Annotated in this window: 17 protein-coding genes; 10 read left to right on the top strand and 7 right to left on the bottom strand. The window is 73.8% G+C overall.

The window, feature by feature from the left end; translation table 11 throughout:
* Positions 1-19: 19 nt before the first annotated feature.
* The 4 genes from ABTY40_RS03905 to ABTY40_RS03890 all read left to right on the top strand — a co-directional run bounded on the left by ABTY40_RS03905 (position 20) and on the right by ABTY40_RS03890 (position 2,406).
* Complete coding sequence (locus tag ABTY40_RS03905; protein ID WP_345280078.1) at positions 20-223, top strand: cold-shock protein; 204 nt, start codon at positions 20-22, stop codon at positions 221-223.
* 122 nt (positions 224-345) lie between these two features.
* On the top strand, positions 346-1,722 hold the full coding sequence (locus ABTY40_RS03900) for a DEAD/DEAH box helicase (RefSeq protein WP_502990481.1): 1,377 nt from the start codon (positions 346-348) through the stop codon (positions 1,720-1,722).
* Positions 1,719-2,027 carry a CBS domain-containing protein gene (locus ABTY40_RS03895; RefSeq protein WP_502990480.1) on the top strand — a complete coding sequence of 103 codons (309 nt, stop codon included), beginning with the start codon at positions 1,719-1,721 and terminating at the stop codon, positions 2,025-2,027. Before ABTY40_RS03900 ends, ABTY40_RS03895 begins: the two co-directional genes overlap by 4 nt.
* Before the next feature lie 55 nt (positions 2,028-2,082).
* Entirely contained in the window at positions 2,083-2,406 is a 324-nt protein-coding gene (locus ABTY40_RS03890; protein WP_352058022.1) for an SCO5918 family protein, read from the top strand.
* A 72-nt stretch (positions 2,407-2,478) separates the two neighbouring features.
* Here the strand turns inward: ABTY40_RS03890 and ABTY40_RS03885 are convergent, their stop codons facing one another.
* Positions 2,479-2,838: a hypothetical protein gene (locus ABTY40_RS03885; protein WP_352058021.1), complete on the bottom strand. Its 360-nt coding sequence runs from the start codon at positions 2,836-2,838 to the stop codon at positions 2,479-2,481.
* A 152-nt stretch (positions 2,839-2,990) separates the two neighbouring features.
* On the opposite strand from ABTY40_RS03885, the gene ABTY40_RS03880 reads away from it, so the two are divergent.
* Positions 2,991-3,371, top strand: a complete 381-nt coding sequence (locus ABTY40_RS03880; protein ID WP_352058020.1) for a helix-turn-helix domain-containing protein — start codon at positions 2,991-2,993, stop codon at positions 3,369-3,371.
* A 13-nt stretch (positions 3,372-3,384) separates the two neighbouring features.
* Here ABTY40_RS03880 and ABTY40_RS03875 read toward each other — a convergent pair whose 3' ends face one another.
* A complete protein-coding gene (locus ABTY40_RS03875; protein WP_352058019.1) occupies positions 3,385-4,383 on the bottom strand; it encodes a helix-turn-helix transcriptional regulator in 999 nt (332 codons plus the stop codon).
* A gap of 74 nt (positions 4,384-4,457) precedes the next feature.
* Between ABTY40_RS03875 and ABTY40_RS03870 the strand changes: the two genes are divergently transcribed.
* The 3 genes from ABTY40_RS03870 to ABTY40_RS03860 all read left to right on the top strand — a co-directional run bounded on the left by ABTY40_RS03870 (position 4,458) and on the right by ABTY40_RS03860 (position 7,609).
* Positions 4,458-5,228: an NIPSNAP family protein gene (locus ABTY40_RS03870; protein WP_502990479.1), complete on the top strand. Its 771-nt coding sequence runs from the start codon at positions 4,458-4,460 to the stop codon at positions 5,226-5,228.
* A gap of 101 nt (positions 5,229-5,329) precedes the next feature.
* Complete coding sequence (locus ABTY40_RS03865; protein ID WP_352058017.1) at positions 5,330-6,274, top strand: RNA polymerase sigma-70 factor; 945 nt, start codon at positions 5,330-5,332, stop codon at positions 6,272-6,274.
* Positions 6,275-6,385: 111 nt separating this feature from the next.
* Positions 6,386-7,609 (top strand): NAD(P)/FAD-dependent oxidoreductase, encoded by a 1,224-nt coding sequence (locus tag ABTY40_RS03860; RefSeq protein WP_352058016.1) that lies wholly within the window; start codon positions 6,386-6,388, stop codon positions 7,607-7,609.
* Between the two features lie 36 nt (positions 7,610-7,645).
* Here ABTY40_RS03860 and ABTY40_RS03855 read toward each other — a convergent pair whose 3' ends face one another.
* The 4 genes from ABTY40_RS03855 to ABTY40_RS03840 form a co-directional block, all read right to left on the bottom strand.
* Positions 7,646-9,217, bottom strand: a complete 1,572-nt coding sequence (locus tag ABTY40_RS03855; RefSeq protein ID WP_352058015.1) for a carboxylesterase/lipase family protein — start codon at positions 9,215-9,217, stop codon at positions 7,646-7,648.
* 32 nt (positions 9,218-9,249) lie between these two features.
* Entirely contained in the window at positions 9,250-9,729 is a 480-nt protein-coding gene (locus tag ABTY40_RS03850; protein ID WP_352058014.1) for an SAM-dependent methyltransferase, read from the bottom strand.
* Positions 9,730-9,864: 135 nt separating this feature from the next.
* On the bottom strand, positions 9,865-10,392 hold the full coding sequence (locus tag ABTY40_RS03845) for an iron chaperone (RefSeq protein ID WP_502990478.1): 528 nt from the start codon (positions 10,390-10,392) through the stop codon (positions 9,865-9,867).
* Between the two features lie 116 nt (positions 10,393-10,508).
* The gene (locus tag ABTY40_RS03840) at positions 10,509-10,919 is read right to left on the bottom strand and encodes a VOC family protein (RefSeq protein WP_352058013.1); all 411 of its coding nucleotides are present in this window, start codon (positions 10,917-10,919) and stop codon (positions 10,509-10,511) included.
* A gap of 307 nt (positions 10,920-11,226) precedes the next feature.
* Here ABTY40_RS03840 and ABTY40_RS03835 point away from each other — a divergent pair, with 307 nt between their 5' ends.
* Entirely contained in the window at positions 11,227-12,291 is a 1,065-nt protein-coding gene (locus ABTY40_RS03835; protein ID WP_352058231.1) for an amidinotransferase, read from the top strand.
* Between the two features lie 32 nt (positions 12,292-12,323).
* Positions 12,324-12,962, top strand: a complete 639-nt coding sequence (locus ABTY40_RS03830) for an endonuclease (RefSeq protein ID WP_352058012.1) — start codon at positions 12,324-12,326, stop codon at positions 12,960-12,962.
* Positions 12,963-13,107: 145 nt separating this feature from the next.
* On the opposite strand, the gene metG is transcribed toward ABTY40_RS03830, so the two are convergent.
* Complete coding sequence (metG, locus tag ABTY40_RS03825) at positions 13,108-14,835, bottom strand: methionine--tRNA ligase (protein ID WP_352058011.1); 1,728 nt, start codon at positions 14,833-14,835, stop codon at positions 13,108-13,110.
* Positions 14,836-14,902: the final 67 nt, after the last annotated feature.

The raw sequence follows: 14,902 nt of genomic DNA, 5'->3' as shown, positions 1-14,902 counted from the left end.
TGCCCCACAGGAGATAAGCATGGCTTCCGGTACCGTCAAGTGGTTCAACGCGGAAAAGGGTTTCGGCTTCATCGAGCAGGACGGTGGCGGCCCTGACGTGTTCGCCCACTACTCGAACATCGCCGCCCAGGGCTTCCGCGAGCTGCAGGAGGGCCAGAAGGTGAACTTCGACATCGCGCAGGGCCAGAAGGGCCCGACGGCCGAGAACATCGTCTCCGCCTGACGCTGACGCGCACGCCGTAGCTGGGGCCCGCATCCTTCGGGGTGCGGGCCTCAGCTGCATGCGTTTTCCGTCGGCATTCCACGGAAAACGAATCCCGGTGGCACCACACGTGCCGGCGCCCGATGACCCGTCATCCGGCGACCCGCGCCCGTGCCCCATTCGGCTCCGTCTCGAAATTCCCCACGCACCGCTTTTCTTTTATCTGCGGGGATTCCTTGATGCGCGCCGCACCAAGGAGGTTCCGTATGAACAGCACACAGACCCCCGGCTCGCTCCCCGCCGTCACGGCGTTCGCCGATCTCGCCCTGCCCGAGCGCATGCGGACGGCGCTCGCCGCCGAAGGCGTGACCGTGCCCTTTCCGATCCAGGGCGCGACCCTGCCGAACTCCCTCGCGGGCCGCGACGTCCTGGGCCGCGGGCGGACCGGTTCGGGCAAGACGCTCGCGTACGGGCTCGCCCTGCTGGCCCGCACCGCCGGGCGGCGCGCCGATCCCCGGCGGCCGCTCGCGCTGGTCCTCGTCCCCACCCGGGAGCTGGCCCAGCAGGTGACCGACGCCCTCGCCCCGTACGCCCGCGCCGTCCAGCTGCGCACCCTCACCGTCGTCGGCGGCCTGCCGATCGCCCGGCAGGCGTACGCCCTCCGGAGCGGCGCCGAGGTCGTCGTCGCCACGCCGGGACGGCTCAGGGACCTCGTCGAGCGCGGCGACTGCCGGCTGGACCGGGTCGCCGTCACCGTCCTGGACGAGGCCGACCAGATGGCCGACCTGGGCTTCACCCCCCAGGTGACCGAGCTGCTCGACCTGGTGCCGGCCGAAGGGCAGCGGATGATGTTCTCCGCCACCCTCGACCACACCGTCGACCAGCTGGTCCGCCGCTATCTGACCGACCCCGTCGTGCACGCCGTGGACACCCCCGGCGAGGACGACGCGGCCCTTGAGCACCACCTGCTGTACATCCACGCCGACGACAAGCACGCCACCACGACGGAGATCGCCGCCCGCGAGGGCCGTGTGATCATGTTCCTGGAGACGCAGCACGCCGCCGACCGGCTCGCCGAGGCCCTGCTGGCCAGCGGCGTACGGGCGGCCGCGCTGCACGGCGGCAAGTCGCAGGCGGAACGCACCCGCACGCTGGCCGGATTCCGCTCCGGGCAGGTCACCGCGCTGGTCGCGACGAACGTGGCCGCCCGCGGCATCCACGTCGACAGCCTCGACCTCGTCGTCAACGTCGACCCGCCCAGCGACCCCAAGGACTACCTGCACCGCAGCGGCCGTACCGCCCGCGCGGGGGAGTCCGGCAGCGTCGTCACCCTCGTCACCCCGAACCAGCGCCGCGGCATGTCCCGCCTCCTCACGAAGGCGAGCATCCACCCGCAGATCACGCGGGTGCGCCCCGGCGAGCCCGAACTGAACCGCATCACCGGCGCGCGGCCCCCGACGGGCATTCCCGTCCGCGTCGCGGCCCCGCGCCCGTCCACCCGCCGCAGGAGGCCCATGTGACATCCGCCGGGACACAGCCCCGTCCGCCGAGCAGCACCCCCGCGGACGGCGCGACCGCCGTCCTCACCGCTCCCGAGGCCGAACCCCAGGTCTGGGACGACATGACCGTCGAAGTGGCTCTGTCGGTCATGGCGAGCGCCCGCGCCGGACACCTGGTCATCCGTGACGGTGACGGCCGCCGCACCGGCCTCGTCACCCGCGCCCAGCTCGCCGCCTTCCGCGCCACCCCGGCCTACACGGACCGGGTACGGCTCCGCGACCTCCTCGGCCGGCGCCTTCGCGCCGCGGCCGTCCGGACGTCGTGACCCCGCTCCACCCCCTTTTCCCCGCACCTTTCGCTCACGGCACCTTGGAGGTCCCATGCGCTGCGTCATCGCCCGTTATCCGTTCGAACTGACGAAGAACGGCGTGCTGGACACGATGAAGGACGTGAAGCCCGAACCGGTCACCGCCGGCGCGTACGTCACCATCGGACGCCGCCGTTACCCGGTCAAGCAGGTGGGGCGGGTCGTCACCCGCCAGGACCCGCGCGACTTCACCGCACGTGAGGTCGTCCAGGCCATGACCCGGCTCGGTTTCACGTGCAACACCGTGGACGAGGCACCGCCCGTGGTCTCCGACAGCCCGGTCGAGCGGGCGTCCGCCCTGCTCGGCAGCGCCGCCGGGGATCTGACGGCCGCCTGATCCGCGACGGGGACCTACGACGAGGGCCCGACCGGCACATGCCGGTCGGGCCCTCGTCGTACACGGTCCCGGTCAGTGGTCGGAGTAGCTGACGTCCCCCACCGTCCAGGCGCTCACATCGGCGATGGGCACCCGGTACATCCCGCCGGTCTCCGGGATGGCCATGGTGCCCTGGATGATCCGGGCGACGTGGAAGTGCAGATGCGTCGGCGGCCCGGCCTGCGCGGACGGCTTCGCGAAGACGTCGGCGAACTCGCCCAGGTTCGCGGAGTCCGTCAGCACCTCCGTCACCCGCTGGCGCCAGACCGCTTCGGGAGCCAAGCGGCCGGTGAGGACGGCCCCGCCGGTGACCACGGTCAGGGACATCTGATTGCTCTGCCCGGATTCCACCTTGGCGGCGATGTCAACGAGCAATTCGTCAAGCTTCGACATGAGATCGACTCTAGCCGCCGTCCATCCGGCCGTCACGGCCGCGGGCCCCCGGTGACCGGGAACGGTGCCCCCCTCGTGTGCGCGCCGGGCCGCCCCCGTGACGGCACTATGGTTTCAGGGAACGGGGCGTGACGGACACGGCAGAGGTGAGAATGACAGCGGACGATCCGATCGGCCGGCTCGAGGACGACGACTATCCCGCGTACACGATGGGGCGAGCCGCCGAGATGCTCGGCACCACCCCCGGGTTCCTCCGCGCCATCGGCGAGGCCCGCCTGATCACCCCGCTGCGCTCCGAGGGGGGTCACCGGCGCTACTCCCGCTACCAGCTGCGCATCGCGGCCCGCGCCCGCGAACTCGTCGACCAGGGCACCCCCATCGAGGCCGCCTGCCGCATCATCATCCTGGAGGACCAGCTCGAGGAGGCGCAGCGCATCAACGCCGAGTACCGCCGCGCTGCGGCCGAGCGGCGGCCCGCGGGCGGTGAGGCCGCGGGCGGTGAGCCCGCGGGCGAACCGCCGGCCACCGGCTGAGCCTCCGGCCCTCTCACGTGCCGTAGAACCGGGCCAGGGCCCGCACCGCGGCCGTCATGGCCCGGCGGAGGGCCGGTGGACCGAGGACCTCGACGTCCGGGCCCAGGCGGAGGAGTTCGCCGCAGGCGTGGGCCGTGCTCTCGACCGGGATGACCGCCTCCACCCAGCCGTCGTCGCCGGCGGGCGTCGCGGTCGCCTCGACCGCGCGGACCACCTCCGGAGGGACGTTGTCGGGGAGCCGGCGGCGCCCCTGGGGCGAGAGGCGGACGGTGGCGGTGCCGGTGAAGCGGCGGGACGAGAAGTCCGCGAGGTACGCCGCCCAGTACGCGGCGAGGTCGAAGTCCCGCGGGCGGGCGAAGAGTTCGCCGGACGGGGCCGGTACGGCGTCGAGGATCTGCGTCACGCGGTACGTGGCGGGGCCCTTGTCCCGGGCGGTGTCCCCCGCGCCGGCCGCCACCAGGTACCAGGTGCCGGACTTGAGGACCAGGCCGTACGGGTGGAGGCGGCGGGTCACCTCCTGCGGGGCGCGCCAGCGTCGGTAGCGCACGTCGAGCGGGCGGCGGGCGAGCACCGCGTCGACCAGGAGGGGGAGGTACGGGGCCGGTTCGGGGTCCCGGTACCAGCCGGGCGCGTCCAGGTGGAACACCGCCGCGGCCCGCGCCGCCTCCGCGCGCGGCCCGTCCGGCAGCGCGGCGAGGAGCTTCAGCCGGGCCGCGGCCGTCTCCTCGGCGAGGCCCAGCTCGGCGGCGGGACCGGGCAGGCCCGCGAAGAGGAGGGCCCGCGCCTCGCCCCCGGTCATGCCGGTGAGCCGGGTGCGGTAACCGTCGAGGAGCCGGTAGCCGCCCCCGCGCCCGGGCTCCGCGTAGACCGGGACGCCCGCCGCCTGCAGACGGGCCAGGTCCCGGTAGGCGGTGCGGACCGACACCTCCAGCTCCTCGGCGACCGCCCGGGCGGACATCCGGCCGCGCGCTTGCAGCAACAGCAGGACCGACAGCAGGCGGGTGGCAGACATGCGCGCATTCTCCTCGGAAACCCTGACAGCGCCTGGCACACGGCGGCCCTACCGTCGGCCGTACGCACCCCCTGATGCCCCGAGTACCCAGGAGCCCCGCCGTGCCGTCCTCCCCCGGTCCCGTCCCGCCGCCCGCCGTGGTCGAGCTGCGCCGTTACACGCTGCGTCCCGGCCGGCGCGAGGAGCTGATCGCGCTGTTCGAGCGGGAGTTCACCGAGACGCAGGAGGCGGTGGGGATGAGCGTCCTCGGGACGTTCCGGGACCTGGACGCCCCCGACCGTTTCGTATGGCTCCGGGGGTTCGCCGACATGACCGCGCGGCACCGGGCGCTGACCGACTTCTACGGCGGGCCGGTCTGGGCCGAGCACGGGCCCCGGGCGAACGCCACCATGGCCGACTCCGACGACGTCCTCCTGCTGCGGCCCCGGGCCACCGGGAGCGGCTTCCCCGTCTCCCCCGCCGCGCGGCCGCCGGTCGGCGCCCCGGCACCGGACCGGTTCGTGGCCGCCGTGCTGTGGTCGTTCCCCCTGGGGCGGGACCAGGGCGTCGAGCTGCTCCGGGACGGGCTCCTGCCGGTGCTCCGCGCGACCGGGCCCGAACCGCTCGCGCTGCTCTCCACCGAGGACGCCCCGAACACCTTCACCCGGCTGCCCGTCCGGACCGGCGAGAACGTGGCGGTCGTCCTCCTCTCGTACGCCGACGAGGACGCCCACCACCGGCACGCCGCCGCCGTCCGGGCCCACCCCCTCGCGCGCGCGGAGGTCCTGCCGGGCCTGGCCCGGGAACGGACCGCCCCGGCCAGGGTGCTGCGGCTCGCCCCCACCGGGCGTTCCCTGATCACCTGACGGGCCGCGGCCCCGGTCCCCCAGGGGCCGACCCCGAACCCTCCCGGAGAAAGCCGCCGGGCCCTGCCGCAGGTGTGCACGGCGCCTCTAGGATCGCTGGCATGGCACTGATCACGAGTGACACCGACCGGTTCGAGGCCGCGCGGCCCCGGCTGGAGGCCATCGCCTACCGGCTGCTCGGCTCGGCGAGCGAGGCGGAGGACGCCGTGCAGGAGACGTACCTGCGCTGGCAGGCGGCCGACGTGGCGCGGATCGAGGTGCCCGAGGCCTGGCTGACGAAGGTGCTCACCAACTACTGCCTCAACCAGCTCACTTCGGCCCGTGCCCGGCGTGAGACCTATGTGGGCAGATGGCTGCCCGAGCCGCTGCTCGCGGGGGACCCGATGCTCGGCCCGGCCGACACGGCCGAGCAGCGCGAGTCCGTCTCGTACGCCGTCCTCGTCGTGCTGGAGCGGCTGACGCCGAACGAGCGGGCGGTGTACGTGCTGCGTGAGGCGTTCGACTACCCGCACCGGGAGATCGCCGAGATCCTGGACATCAGCGAGGCCGCCAGCCAGCAGATCCTGCACCGGGCGAAGAAGCACGTCGCGGACGGCAGGGCGCGCACCGAGATCGACGCGGCGGCGGCCCGGCGGATCGTGGAGGAGTTCTTGGCGGCGGCGACCAGCGGCCGTACGGAACCCCTCGTCCGGCTGCTCACGCAGGACGCCGTGGCGGTCGGTGACGGCGGCGGAAAGGTGCCGGCCCGCGCGAAGGCGTTCGAGGGCGCGGTCGCGGTCGCCACGTTCCTGCGGGGTCTGTTCAAGCCCGCGGACGCCAAGCGGAAGCTCGTCGGCGGGGCGCCCGACATCTACGCCACCACCGCCAACGGGGAGCCGGCGTTCGTGGCGGTCGTGGACGGGCGGGTCGTCGCGATCACCTGCCTGGAGGTCACGCCGGAGGGCATCGTCGCCGTCCGCAGCCAGGTCAACCCGGACAAACTCGTCCGCGCGACCGAGCAGTGGGCGGCCCGGACGATAAAGGAGGAGCCGCTCCACCGGCTCTGAGGCGCCGTGACGCAGGTCACATCCCGCTTCTGTCAGGGATCGGGGGGCTGTCCGGTTCAAGAGGCGACACCGCGCAGACAGCGGCCGAACCTCGCAGACAGGAGCAGGCACATGCAGCACCGCATCGTCGTCCTCGGAGCCGGCTACACCGGAGCCGTCGCGGCCGGCCGCCTCGCCCGGCGGCTGCACCGCGCGGACGTCACGATCACCCTCGTCAACCCCGAGCCCGACTTCGTCGAGCGCGTCCGGCTCCACCAGCTCGCCGTCGGGCAGGAGCTGAAGCCCCGGCCGTTCGGGGAGATCTTCGCGGGCACGGGCGTCACGCTGAAGCTCGCCCGCGTCACCGGCGTGGACGTCGACCGCAGGACTGTCACCGTCACCCCCGCCGGTACCGCCCCGGCGGGCGGCGCGGAGGTACTGGAGTACGACACCCTCGTGTACGCCCTCGGCAGCACCTGGAACGACGGCGGGGTTCCCGGCGCCGCCGCACACGCCCACGAGGTCTCCAGCCGCCCCGGCGCCCTCCGCCTCCGCGAGCGCCTGGCCGCGCTCGGCGCCGGCCGGCCCGTGGTCGTCGTGGGGGGCGGCCTCACCGGTCTGGAGGCCGCCACCGAGATCGCCGAGGCCCGCCCCGACCTCCGCGTCACCCTGGCCACGCCCCGCGTCCTCGGCGACTGGCTCTCCGGGAAGGGACGCACCCACCTGCGGAAGGTGACCGACAAGCTCGGCATCACCGTCCACGAGCACACCACCGTCACCGCCGTCACGGCGGACGGCGTCACCACCGCCGGGGGCGCCACCCTGCCCTCCGACGCCACCGTCTGGACCACCGGCTTCGCCGTCCACCCGCTGGCGCGGGCGACGACCCTGCACACCACCGACCACGGACAGATCACCGTGGACACCTCGATGCGCTCACACTCGCACCCCGACGTGTACGCGATCGGTGACGCCGCCCACGCCCTCGGTCCCGGCGGAAAGCCGCTGCGCATGTCCTGCGCCTCGGGCGTCCCCATGGCCTGGCAGGCCGCCGACGCCATCGCGGCCCGTCTCACCGGCACCAAGGTCCCCTCGATCACGATCCGCTACTTCCAGCAGTGCGTCTCCCTGGGCCGTTCCGAGGGCCTCATCCAGTTCGTCACCGCCGACGACCGGGCCCGGGACAGCGCCCTCACCGGCCGCCTGGCCGCCCGCTACAAGGAGCTGATCTGCAAGGGCGCCGCCTGGGGCGTCGCCCACCCCACCGTGGGGCTCCCGACCCGCCGTCGCCGCCTCGCCCCGAGGCCGGCTCCGGCCGCCCGCACCGGCGCCGCCCGCGCCGAGGCCTCGGCCTGACCCCCCGGACGGGCGCGGCGCCCCCGGCCGGGGATGTCAGGCGTCCGTACCACGCAGGGGACGGAGGAGACCGAACGGGACGGAGCGCCACAGTCCGTGGACCGGGGAGGCGGTCGCGTCGACGAGCCGGTCGTCCGGGACCGCCCAGGCGCGGGCCGGGGTGGCGGTGGCGGTGACCGGCGGCCAGCCCGGGTCGCCCCCGGCCGCGAAGTCCGCCCAGGCGCGCAGCATGCGGCGGGAGAGGGCGCGGTCCGCCTCGTCGGGGGCGCCCCCGACGAGGAAGTCCGCGCCGGGCGCGTCCAGGTTGCCGAAGGCGAACGGCACGTCCGCGGTGTGCCAGGGCCTGACTCCCGGCCGGGCACGGGCGAAACGGGCCAGGTGGGCACGGCCGCCGGCCCGCGCGTGGGTCTCGGCCAGCCGGGTGGTGTACGCGCCGAACTTCGCGTCCCCGAGGACGGCGAGGGCGCGGTCGAGCACGGGTGCGCCCGGCATCACCGCGCCGTAGCCCTCGACCAGGCCGTCCGGCAGGTCCAGGGCCCGGGCCAGCTCGCCGAGTTCCGCCTCGGTGGTGACCTCCCGTACGGCTCCGACGGTGTGCAGGAACCAGTACTCCTCCTCGGCGTGGCACAGCAGCAGATCGATGTCCCGCGCCGCCCCCGAGGCGAGGGCGCGCAGCGGGTCGGCGGGCAGCACCTCGCCGTCCACCACGGGCTGGAAGATCACGGACTCGAAGGCGTGGACGGCGGCGACGGGGTCCGTGGCGCACGCGGCGGACACCGCGTCGGAGGCGGCGACCAGCGCGCCGGGCGACGCCGACCGCAGGCCCTCGGCCGTCGGGGCGACGCCCGCGGCGGCGGCGATCCGCCCGGTGACCGCCGCGGCGAGCGCGACCGAGTGGAACGCGCTGGGCACGCTGTGGGCGACGGCCCGCCGGAACAGGCCCCGGGCCCGTTCCGTGGCCATCAGGCAGACCACCGCGCCGGCCCCGGACGAGTGCCCGGCGACGGTGACGTTCCCCGGGTCGCCGCCGAAGGCCGCGATGTTGTCACGGACCCAGCGCAGCGCGGCGGCCTGGTCCAGGAGCGCCCGGTTGTCGGGGTGGCCGGGGACGTGGCCGAAGCCCTCGAAGCCGACGCGGAAGTTGCAGCTGACGACGACCAGCCCGGCGCGGGCCAGGGCCGTACCGTCGAAGTCGGGCTGGGCGGAGGAGCCGAAGGTGTTGGCGCCGCCGTGGATCCAGAAGAACACCGGCAGCGGCCCGGGGCCGGTGCCGGTGTTCTCGGGCGCCCATACGTTGACGGTGAGGACGTCCTCGTCCCCGGGCCGCCACACCGGCGCGCCCGGCAGTTCCGCCGACTGCGGGGCGACGGGGCCGAAGAGCGTGCAGTCCCGGACGCCGTCCCAGGGCGCCGCGGGCTCCGGCTCACCGAACCTGCGGGCGCCGAAGGGCGGGGCCGCGTAGGGAATGCCCAGGACGGCGGTGACACCGCCGGCGGCCGCCCGGCCCCGTACGAGACCGTTCTCCGTCCGCAGGACCGGCCCGTGCCCGCGCGGCGCGCCCTGCCCGCCGTGCCCGCCCGCCCTGTCCCTGCTTGATCGTTTCTCCATTCGGCACAGTCTTCCGGGCGGAAGAGGCCCGGTCAGTAGTACCGGCTCATGATCTCGGTGGCCCATTCCGGCTGCGTGACCGGGCCGCGGGGGCCGAACTCGGACATGTAGGGCTTGATGTCCAGGACGGGGGTGCCGTCGACCGCGTCCAGGCCCTCGACGTGGAGTTCCCGGCCGTCGACCCGCAGGAGGCGGCAGCGGGAGACGCCGAGGCGGTTGGGGCGGTTCTTGCCGCGCTGGGCGAAGATGCCGACGAGCGGCCAGTCGGCGTTGCCGCGCGGATGCCGGGCCCCGGTCTCCACCTTCTCCACCGGTACGCGGTCGAAGTGGTAGACGACCTCCACGTGCGAGAAGGCGTCCAGGCCCGCGAGGGCGTCCGGCCCGAACCGGTCGTCCAGCCGGATCACCGCCGCCACCCCGCCCCACGCGTCGTCCACGACGTCGGCGCGCCCGCCGACCACCCGGCCGACCGGGGTCGTGACGACCGGCTCGGATGTACCGCTGTCCGTCATGCGAGGAGCCCTTTCACGCGGGAGGTACGGATGATCACCGACCGTCCCACGGTATGCGGCCCGCGCCGCCGGCGGACCGCTTTCGGTCACCCGCCCCCGCCGGGCGGCGGGCGCCGGTCGTCCGGGGCCCGCGGCTCAGGCGACGGCCCTCCGCAGCAGGTCGGCGATGCGGGCCTCGTCGGCGGGGGTCGGGCGGGTCAGGGCGTAGGCGGCCGGCCACATGGCGCCGTCGTCGAGCCGGGCCAGGTCGCTGAAGCCGAGCGTCGCGTACCGCGTCTTGAACTTCTGCGCGCTCTGGAAGAAACAGACGACCTTGCCGTCCCTGGCGTAGGCGGGCATGCCGTACCAGAGCTTCGGCGCCAGCTCCGGGGCGTTCTCCTTGACCAGGGCGTGGATCCGCTCGGCGAGCACCCGGTCCGCGTCCGGCATCTCGGCGATCTTCGCGAGGACGTCGGCCTCCGCCTCGGCGGCCTTGTCGGCGCGGGAGGTGCGCGAGGTGCGGCGCGCGGAGGCCTTCAGCTCCTTCGCGCGCTCCTTCATCGCCTCCCGCTCCTCCTCCGTGAAGCCGTCGTACGACGCAGGCTTCCCCGCGGTCTCCTTCTCGGCGGTCCGGGCGGTGGTCTTCCGGGCGGTGGTCTTCGCCGTGCTCGCAGTGCCGGCCATGGCGGGTTCCCTCTCGTACGACTCGGTGCGGGGTGCGGGGACGTCACGTGCCTCTCGGGCACGTAAGGCGGTCAGGTGTGCCTCGGTGCGGGCGCGGGCCCACCCGGGGTGGCACATCAGCGCAGTTCCTGGATGCGGACGAGGTTGCCCGCCGGGTCGCGGAAGGCGCAGTCGCGGACGCCGTACGGCTGCTCGGTCGGCTCCTGGACGACCTCGGCGTCGGTGGCCTGGATCTTCTCGAAGGTGCCGTCCAGGTCGTGGGTGGCCAGCAGGATCCAGCCGTAGGTGCCCTTGGCCATCATCTCGGTGATCGTGCGGCGCTCGGCCTCGGTGATGCCGGGGTCGACGGCCGGCGGGGCCAGAAGGACGGACGTGCCGGGCTGCCCGGCGGGGCCGACGGTGATCCAGCGCATCGCGCCCTGGCCGACGTCGCTGCGCACCTCGAAGCCGAGGACGTCCCGGTAGAAGGCCACGGAGGCGTCCGGGTCGGTGTGCGGGAGGGCGGTGGTGTGAATGGTGAGGTCCATGACGAAAACGTTAGGCGCGGGCCCCCGGCCGGCGCTTCTCGAATCCTGACCGATGCCGGCCCGCGCATGCGCGGGCCGTGAAGGGGGCACTCGCGCGGTGTTCCGTCGCCGCCGACCGCAGCAGGAGGCAACCGTGCCCCGCTTCCGGAGTGAGCCGTCCCTCGCCGTCGCGACGTCCGCGCCCCCGGCCACCGCGCCCACCACGGACCCCGGGGGCCGCACGAGCACCCCGAGCACCACCGGAAACCCGGCCACCGGCGGTCCGGGCGCCCACGCCCCGGCCGCCGCGACCGCCGCACCGCCCGTCCTGTCGCACAACGAGTGGGACCCGCTGGAGGAGGTCGTCGTCGGCCGTCTCGACGGCGCCACCATCCCCTCCCGCCACCCCGCCGTGAGCTGCAACATCCCGCCCTTCGCGGCCAAGCTGCAGGGTCTCGCGGCCGGCTTCCGCTATCCCCGGGCGCTGCTCGACCGGGCGCAGGAGGAGCTCGACGGCTTCATCGCCCTCCTGGAGTCCGCCGGCGTGACCGTACGGCGGCCGGACCCGGTCGACCACCGGCAGCGGTTCAGCACCCCCGACTGGTCCTCGCACGGTTTCTGCACCGCCTGTCCCCGGGACTGCATGCTCGTCGTCGGCGACGAGATCATCGAGACGCCGATGGCCTGGCCCTGCCGCTACTTCGAGACCCACGCCTACCGCGCCCTCCTCAAGGACTGCTTCCGGCGCGGCGCCCGCTGGACGGCGGCGCCGAGGCCGCAGCTCACCAACGAGCTGTTCGACCCGGACTTCCGGATCCCCGGGCCCGGTGAGCCGATGCGGTACCTGCTGACCGAGTTCGAGCCGGTCTTCGACGCGGCCGACTTCGTCCGGGCCGGGCGCGACCTCTTCGTGACGCGCAGCAACGTCACCAACCTCAGCGGCATCGAGTGGCTGCGCCGCCACCTCGGCCCCGGCTACCGCGTCCACGAGATCCACAGCCGCTGCCGCACCCCCATGCACATCGACACCACGTTCATGCCGCTGGCGCCCGGCCGGGTGCTCGTGAACCCGGAGTACGTCGACGTCGACCGGCTGCCGGACGTGCTGCGCAACTGGGACGTCCTGGTCGCCCCGCCGCCCGACCCGATCCACGACCGGCTGCTCAAGGTGACCTCCCTCTGCGGCAAGTGGCTCAGCATGAACGTCCTCATGCTCGACGAGCGCCGGGTCGTCGCGGAACGCCACCACACCGGCATGCTCCGCGCCCTGGAGTCCTGGGGCTTCGAGCCGGTTCCGTGCGACCTGATGCACTACGCGCCCTTCGGCGGCTCCTTCCACTGCGCGACGCTCGACCTGCGGCGGCGCGGCACCCTGGAGTCGTACACCGACTGACCCGTGACCGACCCACCACCGGGGGGACCACCATGGACACCGACCGGCTCGTCGGCCGACTGCTCCGCGCGCACGGGCGCACCTACGCCGAGGAGGCCGGGATCACGCTCCACGACAAGCCCGCGACGCTGTACCGGCTGCTCGTCCTCACCGTCCTCTTCTCGGTGCGGATCAGGGCCGGGACGGCGACCGCCGCCGCCCGCGAACTGTGGGCGGCGGGGCTGCGCACCCCCCGGGCGATGGCCGCCTCGGCCTGGCGGGAGCGGGTGGACGCGCTGGGCCGGGCGCACTACGTCCGGTACGACGAGAGCACCGCGACCGCGCTCGGCGAGGGCGCCCGCGTGGTGCTCGACCGCTTCCACGGGGACCTGCGCCGGCTCCGTGCCGAGGCGGCCGGCGACACGGAGGCGCTGCGCGCGCTGGTGCGGGAGGTGCCCCGGATCGGGCCCGTGGGCGCGGACATCTTCTGCCGCGAGGTGCAGGCGGTGTGGCCGGAGGTACGGCCCTTCTTCGACGCGCGCTCGCGGGCGGCGGCCGGGGACCTCGGTCTGCCCACCACCCCGGCCGGCCTGGCGGAACTGGTGCCGGGCGACGACCTGGCCCGGCTGGCCGCCGCCCTCGTCCGCGTGAGCCTCACGAAGGACGGGGTGCGGGAGCTGCGCGCCGCGTGACCGGGCGCGGGCCGCGAACGGCAGGGCGGTACGGCCGGGACACGGCAGGGGTGCACGGCCCCGGGTACGGCAAGGGGGCCGGGGACACGAGGTCCCCGGCCCCCTTGCCGGGATCAGGCCGAGCGCGCGCCGGGCGCCGGGCGGGTCAGGCCGCCGGGGTGCCGCCGCCGAAACGCTCGCGGTAGGACTCCATGTCCTCCTCCGTGATCTTCGCGAAGAGGACCGGCGGCACCGTGAACGGCGTGCCCGCCGGGACCGCGTCCAGGGCCCTGGCCTGCTCGGCGGTGACCCAGGTCGCGGTGTCCCCGGCCAGGGTGAAGGCGCCGCGCATGGCGGCGGCCGAGGCCGGGATGAAGGGCTCGGAGACCACCGCGTACAGGTGGATGAGGTTCATCGCCGTGCGCAGGGTCAGGGCGGCGCCGTCGGCGTCCGTCTTGATCTCCAGCCAGGGGGCCTTCTCCTCCAGGTAGGAGTTGCCCGCGGACCACAGGGCGCGCAGCGCGGCAGCGGCCTTGCGGAACTGGAGGGCCTCCATGTGCTCCTCGTACTCGGCGAGCAGCCGCGCGATCTCCTCGCCGAGCTTCGCCTCCGCCTCGCCGGCCGCGTGGCCCGCCGGGACCTCGTCGCCGAAGCGCTTGCGGGAGAAGGACAGGACCCGGTTGACGAAGTTGCCCAGGGTGTCGGCGAGGTCCTTGTTCACCGTGGCGGTGAAGTGCTCCCAGGTGAAGGAGGAGTCGTCCGACTCGGGCGCGTTGGCGACGAGGAAGTAGCGCCAGTAGTCGGCGGGCAGCAGGGAGAGGGCGGTGTCGGTGAAGACGCCGCGCTTCTGCGAGGTGGAGAACTTGCCGCCGTAGTACGTGAGCCAGTTGAAGCCCTTGACCAGGTCGACCTTCTTCCACGGCTCGCGCACGCCGAGCTCGGTGGCGGGGAACATCACCGTGTGGAACGGGACGTTGTCCTTGGCCATGAACTGGGTGTAGCGGACCGTGTCGTCGGCCTCGTACCACCACGACTTCCAGTCGCGGGTCTCGCCGTCGGGGGCGGCGTCGGCCCACTCCTTGGTGGCGGCGATGTACTCGATGGGCGCGTCGAACCAGACGTAGAAGACCTTGCCCTCGGCGGCGAGCTCCGGCCAGGTGTCGGCCGGCACCGGCACGCCCCAGTCGAGGTCACGGGTGATGGCACGGTCGTTCAGGCCCTCGGTCAGCCACTTGCGGGCGATGGAGGTGGACAGGTGCGGCCACTCGGGGCTGACGCGGTCGATCCACGCCTCCACCTCGTGCTGCAGCTTCGACTGCAGGAGGAAGAGGTGCTTGGTCTCGCGGACCTCCAGCTCCGTGGAGCCGCTGATCGCCGAGCGGGGCTCGATCAGGTCGGTGGGGTCGAGGACCCGGGTGCAGTTCTCGCACTGGTCGCCGCGGGCCTTGTCGTAACCGCAGTGGGGGCAGGTGCCCTCCACGTACCGGTCGGGCAGGAAGCGGCCGTCGACGGGCGAGTAGACCTGGCGGATCGCCCGCTCCTCGATGAAGCCGTTCTCGTACAGCTTCCGCGCGAAGTGCTGGGTGATCTCGGCGTTCTGCGGGGAGGAGCTGCGGCCGAAGTAGTCGAAGGCCAGCTGGAAGCCGTCGTACACGGCCTTCTGCGCGTCGTGGGCGCGGGCGCAGAACTCGTCGACGGGCAGACCCTGCTCCTTGGCGGCCAGCTCGGCGGGGGTGCCGTGCTCGTCGGTGGCGCAGATGTACAGGACGTCGTGACCGCGCTGGCGGAGGTACCGGGAGTACACGTCCGCCGGGAGCATCGACCCGACCATGTTGCCCAGGTGCTTGATCCCGTTGATATAGGGAAGTGCGCTGGTGACAAGGTGTCGAGCCATCCTGGGATGCTCCATTCCAGTGGGGTGCGATGCCGTGGTCGTTCCGACAGCAGGCTCAAATTCTATG

This window comes from Streptomyces sp. NPDC126503, from assembly GCF_040302405.1.
GTDB lineage: Bacteria > Actinomycetota > Actinomycetes > Streptomycetales > Streptomycetaceae > Streptomyces > Streptomyces gulbargensis.
This window is presented reverse-complemented; position numbering and strand designations above follow the sequence as displayed.

What these genes read in the sequence shown, in the direction of transcription:
- ABTY40_RS03880 (WP_352058020.1), top strand. Translation starts at nt 2,991, where the DNA reads ATGACAGCGGACGATCCGATCGGCCGGCTCGAGGACGACGACTATCCC.
- ABTY40_RS03840 (WP_352058013.1), bottom strand. Translation starts at nt 10,919, where the DNA reads ATGGACCTCACCATTCACACCACCGCCCTCCCGCACACCGACCCGGAC.
- ABTY40_RS03865 (WP_352058017.1), top strand. Translation starts at nt 5,330, where the DNA reads ATGGCACTGATCACGAGTGACACCGACCGGTTCGAGGCCGCGCGGCCC.
- ABTY40_RS03850 (WP_352058014.1), bottom strand. Translation starts at nt 9,729, where the DNA reads ATGACGGACAGCGGTACATCCGAGCCGGTCGTCACGACCCCGGTCGGC.
- ABTY40_RS03885 (WP_352058021.1), bottom strand. Translation starts at nt 2,838, where the DNA reads ATGTCGAAGCTTGACGAATTGCTCGTTGACATCGCCGCCAAGGTGGAA.
- ABTY40_RS03875 (WP_352058019.1), bottom strand. Translation starts at nt 4,383, where the DNA reads ATGTCTGCCACCCGCCTGCTGTCGGTCCTGCTGTTGCTGCAAGCGCGC.
- ABTY40_RS03855 (WP_352058015.1), bottom strand. Translation starts at nt 9,217, where the DNA reads ATGGAGAAACGATCAAGCAGGGACAGGGCGGGCGGGCACGGCGGGCAG.
- metG (WP_352058011.1), bottom strand. Translation starts at nt 14,835, where the DNA reads ATGGCTCGACACCTTGTCACCAGCGCACTTCCCTATATCAACGGGATC.
- ABTY40_RS03870 (WP_502990479.1), top strand. Translation starts at nt 4,458, where the DNA reads ATGCCCCGAGTACCCAGGAGCCCCGCCGTGCCGTCCTCCCCCGGTCCC.
- ABTY40_RS03890 (WP_352058022.1), top strand. Translation starts at nt 2,083, where the DNA reads ATGCGCTGCGTCATCGCCCGTTATCCGTTCGAACTGACGAAGAACGGC.
- ABTY40_RS03830 (WP_352058012.1), top strand. Translation starts at nt 12,324, where the DNA reads ATGGACACCGACCGGCTCGTCGGCCGACTGCTCCGCGCGCACGGGCGC.
- ABTY40_RS03860 (WP_352058016.1), top strand. Translation starts at nt 6,386, where the DNA reads ATGCAGCACCGCATCGTCGTCCTCGGAGCCGGCTACACCGGAGCCGTC.
- ABTY40_RS03845 (WP_502990478.1), bottom strand. Translation starts at nt 10,392, where the DNA reads ATGGCCGGCACTGCGAGCACGGCGAAGACCACCGCCCGGAAGACCACC.
- ABTY40_RS03905 (WP_345280078.1), top strand. Translation starts at nt 20, where the DNA reads ATGGCTTCCGGTACCGTCAAGTGGTTCAACGCGGAAAAGGGTTTCGGC.
- ABTY40_RS03900 (WP_502990481.1), top strand. Translation starts at nt 346, where the DNA reads ATGACCCGTCATCCGGCGACCCGCGCCCGTGCCCCATTCGGCTCCGTC.